Origin of the sequence: Tellurirhabdus rosea (assembly GCF_026278345.1) — a bacterium.
GTDB classification, from domain to species: domain Bacteria; phylum Bacteroidota; class Bacteroidia; order Cytophagales; family Spirosomataceae; genus Tellurirhabdus; species Tellurirhabdus rosea.
In genome coordinates, this window is the sequence record NZ_CP111085.1 from 3,485,149 (window position 1) to 3,501,567 (window position 16,419).

A 16,419-nucleotide genomic window follows, 5' to 3' on the forward strand; every position below is an offset into this window, starting at 1 on the left:
TTATAGTTGCTTCGCCTCAATGGGAATAAAGGGGCGGAGCAACTATAAACCTTAAACTATAAACCTTTTTTACCGCATCATCTTATTCAACTTGCCGGATGCCTGCATCTGGTTCATTTTCTTCATCATCTTCCGCATTTCGTCGAACTGTTTCAGGAGGTTGTTGACCTGCTGGATGGTCGTGCCGCTGCCGTTGGCGATGCGTTTTTTGCGGCTGCCGTCGATAATGTCGGGCCGTTCGCGCTCTTTCGGGGTCATGGAGCCGATGATGGCTTCGATGGGCGTGAAGGAGTTGTTATCAATGTCGAGGTCTTTGATCATCTTGCCCATGCCCGGAATCATGCCGAGCAGGTCTTTGATGTTCCCCATTTTCTTGATCTGCTGCAACTGCGCCTGAAAGTCGTTGAAATCGAACTTGTTCTGGCGCATTTTGGCGCTGATGCGCTTGGCTTCGTCTTCGTCGAAAGCCTGCTGGGCGCGCTCCACGAGGGAGATTACGTCGCCCATGCCCAGAATCCGGCTGGCCATCCGCTCGGGGTGGAAGATGTCGAGGGCTTCCATTTTCTCGCCCGTCGAGATGAACTTGATGGGCTTCTGCACCACCGACCGGATCGAAAGGGCCGCTCCGCCGCGGGCGTCACCGTCGAGCTTGGTCAGCACCACCCCGTCGAAGTTCAGGCGCTCGTTGAACGTCCGGGCCGTGTTGACGGCATCCTGACCCGTCATCGAGTCCACGACGAACAAGGTTTCGGAGGGATTCAGCGCTTTTTTGAGGTTTTCCACCTCCTGCATCATCACCTCATCCACGGCCAGACGACCGGCGGTATCGACGATGACCACCTTTTTGCCGGTCTTGCGGGCATGTTCCAGGGCGTGCTGCGCAATCTCCACGGCGTTTTTGTTTTCCGGTTCGGCGTACACTTCCACACCCACCTGTTCGCCCAGCACTTTCAACTGGTCGATAGCGGCGGGGCGGTAGATGTCGCAGGCGGTCAGCAGCACGTTGCGCCCCTGCTTTTTGAGGTACGCGGCCAGCTTGCCCGAGAACGTGGTTTTCCCCGATCCCTGCAGACCGGCGATGAGGATAACGGCGGGCTCGCCTTTGACGTTGATGTTCTGGGCTTCGCCGCCCATCAGATCGGTCAGTTCTTCCTGTACGATCTTGACAAACAGCTGCCCCGGTTCCACGGAGATGAGTACTTTCCGGTCGAGGGCTTTTTCCTTGACGCGGTCAGTTACTTCCTTGGCTACCTTATAGTTGACGTCGGCGTCGGTCAGCGCCCGGCGAACTTCCTTCACCGTGGCGGCGACGTTGATTTCCGTAATACGGCCCTGCCCCTTGAGGGTCTTGAAGGCCTGGTTTAATTTATCCTGAAGACTTTCAAACATGTGTCTGTAGTGTTACTATGCAACCGGACATTTGACGGTTTGTAGTTTAGGGTTTAAAGTTTATAGTTTATGGTTTATAGTTTGGTGTACCAACGGTCGCCTCCGCAACCTGTCCATGAGTACAGCAACCATAAACTGTAAACCCTGACCTCTAAACTCTAAACTCTTTAAGGAGCAAAGTTAGTGATTTTTAACGGGAGGTTGAAAAACGTGACCGACTGGTTTACCTTTGACCCACAAACCAACGCCGGAATTCCGGCTTTTGCATGATTCAACAGGGGAAATTCAATACGCTGGTTGCGGTGCGCTTTACGAGCGTCGGGGCTTTCCTGGCCGAAAGCGAGGAAGATGAGTACGAAGACGCCATTCTGCTGCCCAACAAATACGTTCCGGACGACCTGCGGGAGGGCGACGAGATTTCGGTTTTTATTTACACCGACTCCGAAGACCGCCTCGTTGCTACGACCCGGACGCCCAAAATCCAGCGCAATGAGTTTGCCTATCTGCAGTGTGTGGCCGTTTCGTCGGTGGGCGCGTTTCTGGACTGGGGACTCGAAAAAGACCTCTTTGTGCCGTTCCGCGAGCAGAACAAGCGCATGGAAGTAGGTCGCCGCTACGTCGTTTTTCTGTATCTGGACCACGAAACCGACCGGCTCGTGGCCTCGGCCAAGATCAACCACTTTCTGGAAAACGAGGCGTTCGGGCTGGAAGAGGGCCAGGAGGTCGATCTGCTGGTCTACGAGCCTACCGATCTGGGTTTCAACGCCATCGTGAACAACCGCTACCGGGGCCTGCTGTACGGGAACGAACTTTTCCGCCGCCTTTATCCCGGCGACCGGTTGCAGGGCTATATCAAACGCATCCGGGAAGACAACCGCGTGGACCTGACCCTCCAAAAACCGGGTTTTGGCAACATCGAAGCGGGTGCACAGCAGATTCTGGACAGCCTGAAGGCCCGCGGCGGTTTCCTGCCTCTGACCGACGACAGCGATCCGGAGGAAATTTACGACACATTGAAAATGAGCAAGAAAACCTTCAAACGGGCCGTCGGGACGCTCTACCGGCAGCAGCGGATTACGATTGAATCGGGCGGGATTCGCCTGGCGTGAGCCGTATAGAACGCTCGCAGCGTTCGTCCGGAAACTCCGAAATGAACGCTGCGAGCCGCTTTACAGACTTTATTTTCCTTTCGACTCTTTTTCTTTCAGCAAAGCCGTTTTCTGGTCGTCCCGCAACGTGGGATATTTGATGCCCAGTTGCTCCAGATACGTTTTGTACTTCGCCGGGTCGTAATAATACTTCTTCAGTTCGGGTTTGAATTTCGCCATGATTTCCCGGTTCAGATACACCGCCGGGGCTTCTTTGGGCGAAATGAGCGGCGTGTACTTGATGTCTTTGGTCTGCTCGTTTTTGTAATAGTCCCAGGCGGCCGTAATCAGCTCCGGTTTGGTCAGCAGGTCGAGCAGGGTCATGGCTTCGGCTTTGGCGCCCGCCACGATGCCTTTGTGCGCAATGGGCGTCGCCATCGAAATGGCGTTCGACCAGTGGTGACCGGGCAGGTCCGGAATGTTGGACGGGTACCGCAGCACGATGGTGGGCAGCGACCACGAAATGTCGGCAATATCGTCCGAGCCGGCGTTGGAGTTCAGCGTTTGTCCGCCCATCATCATCGGCGCGGCCGAGGCGGGCAGTCCGATGGTGTCCAGTCTGGAGGCCAGCCCTTTGACGTTGATGGCCTGTAGCTCCATCTGCGTGGCTTTCGCCAGTAGCTGGTCTTCTTCGGAACAGGTTGGCAGGCCCACCTTGCGGATGTTCTGGTACATGGCCTCGGCGATGGGTTTGTTAAAGTGCCCCGGCCAGGCCGAACCCAGAATTTCGTAGGAGAACTTCGTATCGGTCATCATCGACGCGCCTTCGGCGATTTTGACCCCGATGTCGAACAGGCGCTTGATCTTCGGGTACGAGCGTTCGCGGAAATAGTACCAGACCGCCGCTTTGGAAGGCACGACGTTGGGCTGGTCGCCGCCGTCGGGAATGACGTAGTGGGACCGCTGCGTGGTTTCGAGGTGTTCGCGGCGGAAGTTCCAGCCGACGTTCATCAGTTCGACCGCATCCAGGGCACTGCGTCCGCGCCACGGAGCGCCCGCCGCGTGGGCCGCCGCGCCTTCAAACGTGAATTTGACCGACACCAGCCCGTTGTTACCCGCATCGCCCCACGACACGCCGAGGTTGTTGCCGACGTGGGTGAAAATACAGGCGTCCACGTCTTTGAAATAACCGTCGCGGACGTAGAACGCCTTCGCGCCAACGAGTTCTTCGGCCACGCCGGGCCACAGCATCAGCGTACCGGGCAGTTTTTCGCGTTCCATGAGGGCCTTCACGGCGAGTGCCGAAATGATGTTCAGCGCCTGCCCGGAGTTGTGGCCTTCGCCGTGGCCGGGAGCGCCTTCGACGAGCGGGTCGTGGTAAGCCACGCCGGGTTTCTGGTTCGCTTTCGGGATGCAGTCAACGTCCGAGCCGATGGCGATGACGGGTTTGCCGCTGCCCCAGGTGGCGATCCAGGCCGTGGGCATGTTGGCGATGCCTTTCTGGACTTTGAAGCCTTCTTTTCCAGTAAACTGGTCAGGTATTTGAACGATTCTTCCTCCTGAAAGCCCAATTCGGAGAAGCTGAACAGCATATCGTTGATTTGTTGCCCGAGGTCTTTGCGCTTTTCAACCTCGGCGATGGCCTCGGATTTGAGTTTGTCGAGACGACTGTCGCCCGCTTTTCCTTTGCGGGGCTGAGCAGAAAGGAGGGCCGAACAATAAATACACAGGAACAGGACAAGCGTAGTCTTTTTAACCATAAAGACAGAAGAATTAATAAGAGTAAGGTTGTATTTACTTATTAAATATAAAGAAAAATGCCGCTTTGGCCGTACGGGCTAAAAATTAAGATTCATTTCCCTGTATTCCCATTATTGCTACCTTTGCGCCTGATTTTCTGTATACGTTTCACCTGTTTATAGTTAGCTAATGGAAAAAATTAAAGTAGCTAATCCCGTTGTTGAACTGGATGGCGACGAAATGACCAGAATCATCTGGAAGTTCATTAAGGATAAGCTGATTCTTCCCTACATCGACGTTGACATTAAATACTACGACCTCGGCATCGAATACCGCGACGAAACCAACGACCAGGTAACGATCGACGCGGCCAACGCCATCAAGCAGTACGGTGTCGGGATCAAATGCGCCACCATCACGCCCGATGAAGCCCGCGTGAAGGAATTCAATCTGAAGCAGATGTGGAAGTCGCCCAACGGCACCATCCGGAACATTCTGGACGGTACGGTGTTCCGCGAGCCCATCGTGATGGAAAACGTACCGCGTCTGGTGACCAACTGGTCGGCCCCGATCATCGTGGGTCGTCACGCCTTTGGTGACCAGTACCGCGCGACGGATTTCGTCGTACCGGGTGCCGGTAAGCTGACGATGAAGTTCGAAGGCGAAGACGGAACCGTGATGGATTTTGAAGTTTTCAACTTCAAGAGCGGCGGCGTAGCCATGGGCATGTACAACGTGGACGAATCGATCCGCGGCTTTGCCAAGGCTTGTTTCAACATGGCGAAACAGAAAAACTGGCCGCTGTACCTCTCGACCAAAAACACGATCCTGAAGAAGTACGACGGTCGTTTTAAAGATATTTTCGAAGAAGTGAGCGCCGACTTCCCGGAAGTTCACTACGAACACCGCCTGATCGACGACATGGTGGCCTCGGCCCTGAAATGGGAAGGCAACTTCGTGTGGGCGTGTAAGAACTACGACGGCGACGTGCAGTCGGACACCGTCGCGCAGGGCTTCGGTTCGCTGGGCCTGATGACGTCGGTACTGGTTACGCCGGACGGTCAGACGATGGAAGCGGAAGCTGCTCACGGTACCGTGACGCGCCACTACCGCGAGCACCAGAAAGGCAACCCGACCTCGACCAACCCGATCGCCTCGATCTTCGCCTGGACGCGCGGTCTGGCTTTCCGGGGCAAACTGGACGGCAACCAGCCGCTGATCGACTTCTGCAACGCGCTGGAGCAGGTGTGTATCGAAACCGTCGAAAGCGGCAAGATGACCAAGGACCTGGCCGTGTCGGTATTCCCGGCGGGAACGAAACTGGTCGCCGGTGAGCACTACCTCAACACCCAGGACTTCCTGGAGGCGCTCGACCAGAATCTGAAAGCGAAGCTTTCCTAATAAGGAATGCCATATCTCGCAGATATGGCATTCCTTATTAGGGTAGAGGAGAGCCGCTCTCAATTTGGGGGCGGCTTTTTCCAACCTTTTTAGTCCGGTTGGTGTCTATGTACCAGAATCTTTCGTTTTTTTAGCGTATGAAACTGACACTATCCACTCTGGCCCTGTCGCTGCTGCTGACGGCCTGCGAAGACGCCAATACCGACGGCGTAGCCCTGAGCGACGCCTGTCCCGATTACGATGAATGGCAGAAGGCCGCCGACCTGCGGGCCGTGCCGGGAACCGTCGTGAACGAAGCCGATACGTCCAAAACAAGCACCTGGGTTTATATCCAAACCTCGGACAAGAAACGGTATTTCGCCTGCAACCTGCCCACTTCGCTCCAGAAGACGGGAACCAGCGTGATCTTCAACGCCACGGAATTTGCGCCCCCGCCGAATATTCGGCTGGCCGGAATCCCCATCAAACTGACGCATCTGGAAGTGACGAAATAGGAGGGGCTTCTGTGGAGAATGGAATAAAAAAGCCCCGATCAACCGGGGCTTTTCTGTTAATTCTGGGCGACTTCCTTCTTCAATTTCTCCTTAAACACCTTCTTGAACTTGTCCAGCTTCGGGGCAATCACGAACGAGCAGTACGCCTGATCGGGGTTGTTGGCGAAGTAATTCTGGTGGTAGTCCTCGGCCGCGTAAAACGTGCTTTTCGGGCTGATTTCCGTCACGATCGGCAGGTTGTACGCGCCGGACTTGTTCAGTTCGGCAATGGCCGTCTGGGCCAGGGTCTTCTGCTCGTCGTTGTGAAAGAAGATCACCGAGCGGTACTGCGTGCCCACGTCGGCACCCTGACGGTTGAGCGTCGTCGGGTCGTGGCTGCGGAAGAAAGCTTCCAGCAGGGCGGCGTAGGACACTTTTTTGGGGTCGTAGGTTACTTCCACGCACTCGGCATGGCCCGTTTCGCCGGTGCATACTTCTTTGTACGTGGGGTTGGCCTTCTGACCGCCTTCATATCCGGAAACGGCCGAAACTACGCCGTCGAGGGCTTCAAACATCGCTTCCGTACACCAGAAGCAGCCCGTGCCGAAAGTTGCCTTTTCGAGGCCGGGCGTTTTTGCAATTTGTTCCTGAGTCATATCGTTTGCCTTAACCTGTGCCGTGTTGGATTTCTGCGCGCACGACGTCAGCGCGGGGAGCAGAGCCGTCAGCAGGAGCATGAGGCGGCTGCGCAGGGAAGTAGTAACCATCACCTTGGTTTTCGGGTTTTTCTACAAAAGCATAACAGAAACTTTCTCCGGAAAGTTGCGCTAGTGGTGCCACGACACCACACACTGTTTTTCAACCCCAACTCCCGGCATGAATACGTACGAAACCAAGCTGCTTCTGGATGTTGACCGTTTCCGGCAGGACGGCAGCGATACCTTTGTCCTGAAAGAAGCGGACACCAAAATTCCGGACCTGTACGAATCCGACGACCAGTACGACGCCCTGCTGCACAGCCTGACCGACGAACTCGACGAGCTTCAGCAGCGCATGTTTGCCCATAACCGCTACGGCCTGCTGGCTATTTTTCAGGCGATGGACGCCGCCGGGAAGGACAGCACCATTCAGAAAGTGTTCTCGGGCGTGAACCCGCTGGGGCTGCGGGTGTACTCATTCAAACGGCCGTCGGAGCAGGAACTCGACCACGATTTTCTGTGGCGCTGCCTCGTCAATCTGCCCGAACGCGGCACCATCGGCATTTTCAACCGCTCGTATTATGAGGAAGTGCTGGCCGTGAAAGTGCATCCGGACCTCCTGACCGAAAAACAGCGTCTGCCCGAGGACCTGCTCGAAAAACCGGAGAAAATCTGGGACCACCGCTACGAAGACATTCGCCATATCGAAAAATACCTGCACCGCAACGGCTTTCCGGTCGTGAAGTTTTTCCTGAATATTTCCAAGAAGGAGCAGGGCAAACGACTCATCAAGCGCATCGAAAATCCGGCGAAAAACTGGAAGTTCGACGACCAGGATGTGGTGGAACGGGGTTTCTGGAAAGAATACATGAAGGCATACGAAGAAACCATCAACGAGACGGCTACCGAACACGCGCCCTGGTATGTCGTGCCCGCCGATGACAAGAAGAACATGCGGCTGATCGTGGCCAAAATACTGGTGGAAGAACTGAAAAAACTGAAGTTCCGCTATCCGGAGGTAAACGCCCGCCAGCGAAAAACCCTGCAGCAATTGAAAGAAGTCATTGAAAAACAGGACAAGGACTAACCCGCACCGAAGGCCGCGGTCATGCAACACCGGCGGCTCCCGACGATTTACAGCGCTATGAACCTGAAGAAACCAAAATTTGACGCCGCCAGCTTCCGGTTTGAAGGAGGCCGCACCCGGCTGTCCCTGCGCGATACGCCCACCCGCATCGAGCCGTTCTACCGGGACGAGGCCGACCGGACCCGCCAACTCGATGCCCTGACGGCCCGGATCGACCAGCGCCAGAACGAGATGCACGCCGACGAACATTACGGTCTGCTGGTGCTCTTTCAGGCGATGGATGCGGGCGGCAAGGACAGCAGTATCCGGCATGTGTTCTCGGGCGTCAATCCGTCCCGGTTTCGCGTGGGGGAGTTCAAAAAACCCAGCAAGCAGGACCTGGCGCACGATTTCCTCTGGCGTTTCTGGAAAGAACTGCCCGAGCGGGGCTATATCGGCATTTTCAACCGGACGTATTACGAAGAAGTGCTGGTCGAAAAAGTGCACCGCGAACGCCTGACCGAAAGCTCACTGCCGCCGAATCTGGTCGCCAATCCGGACGAACTCTGGAAAGAACGCTACCTCGACATCCGGAATTTTGAGGATTACCTTTTCCGAAACGGCTTTCTCCTGATCAAGATTTACCTGCACGTGGACAAGCAGGAGCAGGGCCAGCGGCTCATCAACCGCCTGCGCGATACCGAGAAGCAATGGAAGCTGAGCGAGAGCGATCTGGAAGAACGGCAGCATTGGGATGAGTACATCCAGGCTTACGAAGAGGCCATCAACGCCACGGCGACCAAACGCTGTCCCTGGTACATCATTCCCAGCGACGACCGCGCCAACCAGCAACTCATCATCGCCCGGATCGTGACCGAAGTCCTCGACTCGCTGCCGATCGAGTTTCCCACCCGCGACGACAAAGAAGCCCGCCGCCTCATCCGGGAAATTGAAAGACAAGACAAATGAATTAAGAGTTAAGAGTTAAAAGTTAAAAGTAAGAAAGCTCCGCTGATTCAGGTTTCTGACCCGGCGGAGCCTTCTTACTTTTAATTCTTAACTCATAATTCTTAACTCATAACTCTTAATTCTTACCTCCCTACAGCGGTTCCACCTTGTAGCCTTCTTTGCGGAAGAGTTCGATCAGGCCCTGCGGGCCGGGGAGGTGCAGGGCGCCGACGGCGATGAAGGTGGGGCGGGAGGAAACCAGAGCGGGCAGTTTCTTCATCCAGGTCCGGTTGCGCTCGTCGGTGAGGTAGGTCATGTCGCCGTAGCTCTCGCCGAGGTCCTGGCTGAGTTTGTACATGGCCTGCAAATCCTGTTTGAAGTACAGGTCCGTAATCTGCTTGCCGACGCCCCGCATCTTGTCTTTTTCGCGGACCATCTGCACCAGCTGTTTGGCCTGTTTTTCGACGGGTTCGTGGTCGAGGAGCAGGCTCAACTGCTCATCCATCGTTTCCAGCGTCGAGACGTTCTTGCCCAGTTTTTTGCCATCCGCCGCAAAGAACAGGTCGATGGGCTGGCCGGTAAACCGTTTGAGGGTATCGGTGCCTTTTTCGAGGTCGGCCATGCTGAGCATCATGGACGCGATGGCCGGCTTCAACTGGTTGAACATGGCTAAATCCATGCCCGTCGCGCGCTGAAATTCCTTCGAAACCAGAGCGTAATCTTCATCGGAAAGTAGTTTGGTCAGGCTGTTGTCCAGCATGAGCGCCTTCATGGCCATCTGCATCATGGCGGCGGATGAATCGATGGTCGTTTCGACCACCACACCCTGCGCCTTTCGGTAAGCGTCCCGGACTTTCGGGTTGGAATTCAGATAACTGTCTTTCAGGACGTGGTACGTGCCAAAGAGGTACGACGGTTCCCGCAGGCCGTTGCCCGATACTTTCCACAAGAGCGACTGCGCCGAAACCGCCGAGGCGGTCAGGAGCGTTAGGAGGAGCAGGGTATAACGTTTCATAGACTTAATCCTCGTCTGAATGGTCGCTCCGCGAGTACGAGCGTTTATAAAATTTCCGAATGATCCAGTAAATCAGGAAACCCGTCGGGCCGAGCAGGAAACACAGCAGCAGGCAAGGCACCAGCAGTCCGTGCGGAATCCGGCGGCGGCGACCGCTGCGCAATATGTACGTTCCGGCCACGAGGTCAAAGGCGAGGTAGTGTATCCAGCCCGCCAGCACGGCCGCATCGCTGGTAAACAGCGCCTTGACGCCCGCTAATGTATTGAACGAATCCAGCGCCAGGTTGTTGGTATTGGTCCCGAAAAAAAGAAAATACAGGTAAAACAGGGCCAGCAGTGCCGGAATGGGCTGGTGACGCATCAGCCAGCGGGTCGGTTGCCAGCGCGGGGCAAAAATCATCAGCAGCCATTGGGGCAGCACCAGCGCATTTGCCAGTTGGAAAGCCAGAGCGGTATTCATGAATAGGTAGGTGTTAACAGAGCGGTCTTTGGAGCAGAAAGCCCATCGATTAACGAATGTACGAAGGCGGCCTCAGGACACAAAAAAATCCGCCCGTTCCAAAACAGGAGCGGACGCATAGGGTGAAGAAAGGTTTTCGCGAAGGAAATTACCAGCCGAGGCCAATCGCCGCGTTGAATTGAAAAGAAAAGTCAATGAGTCGGGTGCTTTTGGTGTCTTGTGGCCGCATAAGTTGCGGGCCGGCGTTCAAGTCGACGTAGCCAAAGTGGCTTAACCGGCGCTGCAGTCCCCAAAAAAGGCCCAACGTGGGTAGATTGAGACCCTGAAGAGTCGGAGCGGTTCGTCTGGTGATGAAGGTTTGGGTGGAAGCATCAAAGCTCTTTTCGGAGACATAATACGAAACAGGCCTTGCCAACTGGATAGACACATAATTGCCGAAAAGTTGTTGGCCGATTTGCCAGTGCGGATGTGTCTGGCTTTTGCGTAATAATACCGGGCACCAAGCTTGACGCCCATTGTATTCCGAAATGTTCGACTTTTCCACTCAATCATCTGCGAAGCCACCACCGACGACTGATTGAAGGTGGAATAATACACCATGGCGTCGATGCCCAGCAGGGCAGAAAACGACGGGCTGAGTTTCCGTTCAAGGGCCAGTTCGAAGTTGGAGCCTATCGCAAATGTTGGCCCTACCGCAACAAAGGAGGTTCCCGAAATAGAGGGCTTAAGCCAAACTTGATCAAGGTTTTCTCCTCCACATTGGCCCGCGTTACGTAGCAGATGAACCGGTTAATTTCCTCGCTCGTCAGGCGGCATTCCTCCTGCGTGACGGTGGTGCGGAGAGTGTCGGATTGCTGGGCGAACAGCGGGGTGGTCAGCAAAAAGCAAAGGCAGATCGTAAACAGTCCGTATTTCATAAGTCTAGCAGTGGTTTCTAATTTTTAATCAACATGTCTCCGGCCGACTGAATGAGCGTCACCGGGCTGTAACTTCCGTCAATCCGCACGGCGGGCCGATTCCCGGCGGGCTGGTGGTCGAAGCGCAGCTTTCTGACAAACGGCTGGTGCGAGTCCGGGACTTTCAGCGTACTGTAGGTCGTTTCAACCTCATATTGGAAATCATCCACCCGACGGGTGTAGAGGTAGATCTCGGTTCGGGCGGCGCTGACCGTCAGGGAAGACAATCGCTCGGCGGGGCGGACGTAAAGCTTGCCGTAGCGGCTTTCAATCCGGGCCGTTCCGCTGAGCTGACGCAGGATGATATCGGCTTTTTCTGCCTTGCAAACCAGCTGCCCGCCCACGTCCGTCGCTTCCAGGTCGCCATACTCCGATTGGATGGTAAGCTTTCCCGTTAAATCGCTCAGACTGAGCTTACCGAACTCGAAGGTGACGGACGTTTCGCCGCGCAGGTTTGCCAGCGTGATGTCGCCAAAGCTGTTGTCGATCTGCAGGCCCGTATTCTCCGGCACCCAAAGCTCAAACACGGTTTTCAACTGACTCTGCACGCTGCGGCGGTTCTGCGGAATCCGGAAGCCATTGGTGAGCGTCAGCACGCCGTCCTGCGCACCGATTTTGTAGAGCATGAAGTTCAGTTCTAATTCGGCTACGTCGCGGTCGGGGTGCTTGGCCACGCGCCGGATCTGGGCCGAAACGCCCGTTTTAGTCCAGCCGTGGATGATGACATCGGCTTTTTTGCCGTTGATAACCACCTTGCGGATGCCCGTCAGGTCTTTTTCCAGCGACTGAGTCACCACCTGTAATTTTACCTGGGCGGCCAGCGGTGGAGTCAGCAGCACTGCCAGAAACAGGAGCATAAGGTACTTTTTCATATCGCCAGCAGTTCGACCAGTTCTTTCGTAACTTCCTCGCGCTGGCTCTGGAGTCGCGCCTGGGCTTCCACCAACTGCGGGTCGTTGCCAAACACGGCCAGTTGCTCCTTCAATTGGGCCTGGCGATTGTCAAGATCGGCCAGTTCGGTGCGGAGTTCCTTCACTTCCGGCTTTTCGCAGACTGTTTTCACTTCCTGACAACGTTCGGCGATGAGTTGGCGGGCGTCAATGGGCGGCGCTGCGGACTTCGGTTGCACGGGTTTAGCCACCTCGATGGAATACGTCACGGTCACGGTCTCCGGGGGTTCAAGGGTCAGGTAAAGCCAGCCGCCGAGAAGTCCGGCAACGGTGGCGGCCGCCAGAATGGAAGCCCGTTTCGGCACCCGATTCCAGAGCGGACGAATCTTTTCGGTCGATTGCCCATCGGAAGCGGTCATTTCGCCGAAAGGCGGCATCTGTACATTTGCCAATCGGCTTTCCAGCGCTTCCCAGGCTTCGGCAGCGGGTTCAAATTCCGGCAGTTGCAGCATCGCCCGGTCGATGGTCGCTTCGGCATCGAGTTCGCCGGCAATGCGGTTCCAGAGGTCCGGCCGGGGGTCAAAATCGGGCAGTTGGTCGAGAGCGTCGTGCAGGTTCATCGGTCGGGGTGCAGATCGGCCAGTTGTTTACGAAGCAATTTTTTAGCGTAGCTCAGCTGCGATTTGGAGGTTCCTTCCGAAATCGCCAGCAGGTCGGCCACCTCCCGGTGGGCGTAGCCTTCCACTTCGATGAGCAGAAAAACGGCCCGCGCCCCGTCGGGAAGCGCGCGGATGGCCGCATCGAGTTGTTGTCCCGTCAGCGTGTCGGGCACGGTCATCGGCTGATCGTGCTGGTCGGTCAGCGTTTCAAAACGGCTTTCGCGGGCCAGCTTTCGCAGGGCCTGCCGAATGACGATGGTTTTGATCCAGGCTCCGAGGGTGGATTGATACCGGAAGGAATGCAGGCTGCGGAACACTTCCACAAACGCGTCCTGCAACACATCGTGGGCATGGTCGGCGTCGTTCAGGATGCGGAATGCCTTCGTGAACATGGCCCGTTTGTACCGCTCGAAGAGCAGCCGCTGGGCCGTCCGGTCGTGGATGCGGCAGCGTTCGACCAGGTCGCGTTCCGTAGGTTCAGGTGGTGATTGCACGCGGGACATCAGTAATCGTCCAAAGTTTCACCACAAAGTGCAGAAAGGGAGGGAAAGGGTTGGAAAGCTCTTTGAGAATTAAAAGTCAAAAGTTAAAAATTAAAAGTAAAGGCTCCGCTGGTTCAGGTGTTCTGACCTGGAGGAGCCCTCTTACTATTCACTTTTTAACTTTTAACTTTTAATTCTTAACGGCAACTCTGTATTCCTCCACCGCCTCCCGCATTTTCTCCGCCGGTACTACGTCCAGAATCATGGATTCGAGGGTCAGGCCGGGGCCGAAAGCGCAGCTTAGAATGTGGTCGGTTTTGGATGGACTGTCCGTCGGCGTCGTGCGGAATTCCTGCCAGATTTTCTGCAGCACAAACAGGACTGTCGCCGAAGACATGTTGCCGTATTGCTGCAGCACCTCGTAGGCGTAGCGATTATCTTCCGAGCTCAGTCCAAGCTGCTGTTCAATCACTTCCAATATCTTCCGGCCGCCGGGGTGCAGGGCGTAAAGCCCAATGTCTTCGATCAGCAGGCCGCTTTTTTCGAGCAGAATAGACAGCAGCCGACCGATGCCGTTCTGAATGACGGACGGCACTTCCGACGTCAGGGTCATTTCAAAACCAAAGTCGTTGATGATCCAGCCCATTTCGTCGCGGCCTTCCGGCAGGAGGTCGCAGTAGAACGACCGCATCCGGAACGCTCCTTCCGGTCGGGCGTGGCCTTCGACGAGCACGGCGGCGGCCCCGTCGGCAAAGAGCGCGTTGGAAAGCAGGTTGTCCTCGTCGGTTTTTTTCTGAAAATGAATCGTGCACAATTCCAGGCAAAGGACCAGAACGCGGGCTTCCGGGTTGGCCCGGACGATAGCGTCGGCCGTTTTTAAGCCGTTGAAGGCTCCGTAACAGCCCATGAAGTTGATCGCCGTGCGGTGCGTAGTGGTCGGCCAGTGCAGGGCTTCGATGAGCTCAATATCCAGGCCGGGGGCGTACATGCCCGTGCAGCTGACGGTGATCAGGTGCGTTGGCTCCACCGTCGTTTTCAACTCATCCAGACAGCGCCGGATCGCCGTCAGCGCCAGCGGCAGGGCCTCGCGCCGGTAGAGCTGCATTCGCTGCCCGACCGTTGGAAAAGGTTCTAAATCCGGAGTGTTCGGAAAAAATGAAAAATCGCCTACTTTACGTCCGAAATCAGGCAACACAGAATGACGCTGGGCAATGCGGGTCTGTCGGTACAGCACCTGTAGTTTGCGCTGGTCGCGTTCATCTAGTTGCAAAGCCTGGCTCATGAAGTGAGCAATGTCGGATTGGGAAGTGCAGTGAGCCGGAACGGCGGTGCCAATAGCGGTGATGTAACTGTTCATAGGGTGCTACGTAAACTTGGCACCGTCAAGGGCAGTGCAAAGTGTTGACATTTCATACATATGCTATCTAACTAACCGTGGAAGCGAATGTTATGAAGGATGTTGCATAAATCCTATCTTTCCTTAAAATCCTTTTATGTCACCTCGTGCGCTCTGGCTTCACCTGCGGGTTCCGTTCTCGTTTTTTCTGCTTCCGGTCTTTCTGTTTGCCCTGAGCGAGTCGCCGGCACCCGACGCCGGCAGGGCGGTGGCCGTGCTGCTGATTATCCATTTGCTGCTGTATCCGGCCAGTAATGCCTACAACAGCTACTTTGACAAGGACGAAGGGAGCATAGGAATCCTGGAGAATCCGCCTCCGGTCGACAAAACCCTTTATTACGCCGCCTGGGCGCTGGACCTCGCCGCGCTGGCCCTGGGTATCTGGGTAGGGTGGCCGTTTGTGGGCTATCTGCTGGTGTACGGCCTGATTTCCAAGGCATACAGTCACCCGTCCGTGCGCTTGAAGAAGTACCCGATCGCCAGCTGGCTGATTGTGAGTCTTTTTCAGGGAGCTTTCACCTTTGTGATGACGATGCAGGCGCTCAACGCTTTCTCGTTTGCCGAGGCTGTCCGCCCGCATATTCTCCTGGCCGGGGCCGTCTGTACCCTGAATCTGCTGGCGATTTATCCCATTACCCAGGTGTATCAGCATGACGAAGACGCCCGCCGCGGTGACCTGACGATGAGTCGGCTGCTGGGCATTCGAGGAACATTCGTGAGCGCGGTCGTTTGTTTCGGTTTGTCGCTGGCGGGTTTTTACACCTATTTTCACGGCAAGCCGGTGTTCTGGCTGCTGCCGGCCTGTCTGCTGCCGGGAGTAGCGTTTTTTCTGCTGTGGTTTCGGCGGGTGTGGGGCGATACATCCCAGGCAAATTTCCGTTCGGCGATGCGGATGACGTTGCTGGCCGGGCTGGGACTGAATATTTTTTTTCTGATGTTGTTCTTTTTAAATTTCTCAGAATCAGCAAAAACGGCCTTGCGGTGATAAAAACGTAAAATTTTTTTGGAAGAAGGTCTTGCGGAGGAACAATAAGCCCCCTATATTTGCATCACAATTCGACGCCAAAGCGACGAAGAAAACAAAAAACGCGAAAGTAGCTCAGCTGGTAGAGCGCGACCTTGCCAAGGTCGAGGTCGCGGGTTCGAACCCCGTCTTTCGCTCCAAGGCACCGGCAACGGTGCCTTTTTTGTGCCAGTGCATTCCGCACGCCGGGATGGCGGAATAGGTAGACGCGCAGGACTTAAAATCCTGTGGGCCGTAAAGCCCGTACGGGTTCGATTCCCGTTCCCGGTACTATTTTGAAGCTGTAATTCGTTGATTTTCTTCGGGTTACAGCTTTTTGTTTTTGGTTTACTGAAACTTTACTGAAACATTTGCCGCTACTACTAGCGACTGGGCACCAAGATAGCGGCTTTTTTCATTTGTTCAAATTCCTCTTTAACTTGACAGAAAACGATTCATCCTCATCATTCTGTCAACATGGAAACCAACCACTGGGCAACCGAACGGGAAAGGTACGAACAGCGCCTCCGCGACTTACGGGCAACGCATGAGCAGCATCTACAGAGCTTGCGGGAACAGTATAGGCGGAAGTCCGAAAGATATGACGCGTTACTGGACCGGGTGTACGCCAGTACAGACGAGTGGAATAGCATCTGCGCCAAGTTGCTGGCGGCCGGTCTGGCTTTGGGAATCATCATCGGGTCGATGCTGTGCTGACGGGGACTCACCCGCGGTTTATTCATGAGTGCCCAGCA

17 protein-coding genes, 2 tRNA genes and 1 pseudogene are annotated in these 16,419 nt (G+C 55.5%); 9 read left to right on the forward strand and 11 right to left on the reverse strand.

What is annotated here, in order from left to right; all coding sequences use genetic code 11:
• Positions 1 to 69 precede the first annotated feature (69 nt).
• Entirely contained in the window at positions 70 to 1,389 is a 1,320-nt protein-coding gene (gene ffh, locus ORG26_RS14670) for a signal recognition particle protein (protein WP_266363009.1), read from the reverse strand.
• Between the two features lie 266 nt (positions 1,390 to 1,655).
• Here ffh and ORG26_RS14675 point away from each other — a divergent pair, with 266 nt between their 5' ends.
• The gene (locus ORG26_RS14675; RefSeq protein ID WP_266363010.1) at positions 1,656 to 2,498 is read left to right on the forward strand and encodes a CvfB family protein; all 843 of its coding nucleotides are present in this window, start codon (positions 1,656 to 1,658) and stop codon (positions 2,496 to 2,498) included.
• A gap of 69 nt (positions 2,499 to 2,567) precedes the next feature.
• Here ORG26_RS14675 and ORG26_RS14680 read toward each other — a convergent pair.
• Positions 2,568 to 4,237 (reverse strand): annotated as a pseudogene (locus ORG26_RS14680) (peptidase dimerization domain-containing protein).
• 169 nt (positions 4,238 to 4,406) lie between these two features.
• Between ORG26_RS14680 and ORG26_RS14685 the strand changes: the two are divergent.
• Complete coding sequence (locus ORG26_RS14685; RefSeq protein WP_266363011.1) at positions 4,407 to 5,618, forward strand: NADP-dependent isocitrate dehydrogenase; 1,212 nt, start codon at positions 4,407 to 4,409, stop codon at positions 5,616 to 5,618.
• Between the two features lie 137 nt (positions 5,619 to 5,755).
• Positions 5,756 to 6,112, forward strand: coding sequence for a hypothetical protein (locus ORG26_RS14690; protein WP_266363013.1), 357 nt, complete (start codon positions 5,756 to 5,758; stop codon positions 6,110 to 6,112).
• A gap of 56 nt (positions 6,113 to 6,168) precedes the next feature.
• On the opposite strand, the gene msrA is transcribed toward ORG26_RS14690, so the two are convergent.
• A complete protein-coding gene (gene msrA, locus ORG26_RS14695) occupies positions 6,169 to 6,747 on the reverse strand; it encodes a peptide-methionine (S)-S-oxide reductase MsrA (RefSeq protein ID WP_266369417.1) in 579 nt (192 codons plus the stop codon).
• Between the two features lie 220 nt (positions 6,748 to 6,967).
• On the opposite strand from msrA, the gene ORG26_RS14700 reads away from it, so the two are divergent.
• Together ORG26_RS14700 and ORG26_RS14705 are read left to right on the forward strand one after the other, a co-directional pair.
• A complete protein-coding gene (locus ORG26_RS14700; protein WP_266363015.1) occupies positions 6,968 to 7,876 on the forward strand; it encodes a PPK2 family polyphosphate kinase in 909 nt (302 codons plus the stop codon).
• Between the two features lie 57 nt (positions 7,877 to 7,933).
• Positions 7,934 to 8,824, forward strand: a complete 891-nt coding sequence (locus tag ORG26_RS14705; RefSeq protein ID WP_266363017.1) for a PPK2 family polyphosphate kinase — start codon at positions 7,934 to 7,936, stop codon at positions 8,822 to 8,824.
• Positions 8,825 to 8,954: 130 nt separating this feature from the next.
• Here the strand turns inward: ORG26_RS14705 and ORG26_RS14710 are convergent, their stop codons facing one another.
• The 8 genes from ORG26_RS14710 to ORG26_RS14745 all read right to left on the reverse strand — a co-directional run bounded on the left by ORG26_RS14710 (position 8,955) and on the right by ORG26_RS14745 (position 14,622).
• A complete protein-coding gene (locus ORG26_RS14710; protein ID WP_266363019.1) occupies positions 8,955 to 9,818 on the reverse strand; it encodes a TraB/GumN family protein in 864 nt (287 codons plus the stop codon).
• Positions 9,819 to 9,822: 4 nt separating this feature from the next.
• On the reverse strand, positions 9,823 to 10,278 hold the full coding sequence (locus tag ORG26_RS14715; RefSeq protein WP_266363021.1) for an ABA4-like family protein: 456 nt from the start codon (positions 10,276 to 10,278) through the stop codon (positions 9,823 to 9,825).
• Positions 10,279 to 10,426: 148 nt separating this feature from the next.
• A complete protein-coding gene (locus ORG26_RS14720) occupies positions 10,427 to 10,822 on the reverse strand; it encodes a hypothetical protein (RefSeq protein ID WP_266363023.1) in 396 nt (131 codons plus the stop codon).
• A 145-nt stretch (positions 10,823 to 10,967) separates the two neighbouring features.
• On the reverse strand, positions 10,968 to 11,195 hold the full coding sequence (locus ORG26_RS14725) for a hypothetical protein (protein WP_266363025.1): 228 nt from the start codon (positions 11,193 to 11,195) through the stop codon (positions 10,968 to 10,970).
• 17 nt (positions 11,196 to 11,212) lie between these two features.
• Positions 11,213 to 12,106, reverse strand: a complete 894-nt coding sequence (locus tag ORG26_RS14730; protein ID WP_266363026.1) for a DUF4097 family beta strand repeat-containing protein — start codon at positions 12,104 to 12,106, stop codon at positions 11,213 to 11,215.
• A complete protein-coding gene (locus ORG26_RS14735; protein WP_266363028.1) occupies positions 12,103 to 12,744 on the reverse strand; it encodes a hypothetical protein in 642 nt (213 codons plus the stop codon). The genes ORG26_RS14730 and ORG26_RS14735 overlap by 4 nt, the downstream gene beginning before the upstream one ends.
• Entirely contained in the window at positions 12,741 to 13,286 is a 546-nt protein-coding gene (locus tag ORG26_RS14740) for an RNA polymerase sigma factor (protein WP_266363030.1), read from the reverse strand. The genes ORG26_RS14735 and ORG26_RS14740 overlap by 4 nt, the downstream gene beginning before the upstream one ends.
• A 169-nt stretch (positions 13,287 to 13,455) precedes the next feature.
• Complete coding sequence (locus ORG26_RS14745; RefSeq protein ID WP_266363032.1) at positions 13,456 to 14,622, reverse strand: type III polyketide synthase; 1,167 nt, start codon at positions 14,620 to 14,622, stop codon at positions 13,456 to 13,458.
• A gap of 136 nt (positions 14,623 to 14,758) precedes the next feature.
• Here ORG26_RS14745 and ORG26_RS14750 point away from each other — a divergent pair, with 136 nt between their 5' ends.
• The 4 genes from ORG26_RS14750 (at position 14,759) to ORG26_RS14765 (ending at position 16,381) form a co-directional block, all read left to right on the forward strand.
• Positions 14,759 to 15,646 carry a UbiA family prenyltransferase gene (locus ORG26_RS14750; RefSeq protein WP_266363034.1) on the forward strand — a complete coding sequence of 296 codons (888 nt, stop codon included), beginning with the start codon at positions 14,759 to 14,761 and terminating at the stop codon, positions 15,644 to 15,646.
• A 103-nt stretch (positions 15,647 to 15,749) separates the two neighbouring features.
• Positions 15,750 to 15,825: transfer RNA gene (locus ORG26_RS14755), tRNA-Gly, on the forward strand.
• Between the two features lie 44 nt (positions 15,826 to 15,869).
• Positions 15,870 to 15,955, forward strand: a tRNA-Leu gene (locus tag ORG26_RS14760).
• Between the two features lie 186 nt (positions 15,956 to 16,141).
• Positions 16,142 to 16,381, forward strand: a complete 240-nt coding sequence (locus ORG26_RS14765; RefSeq protein ID WP_266363036.1) for a hypothetical protein — start codon at positions 16,142 to 16,144, stop codon at positions 16,379 to 16,381.
• Positions 16,382 to 16,419 lie beyond the last annotated feature (38 nt).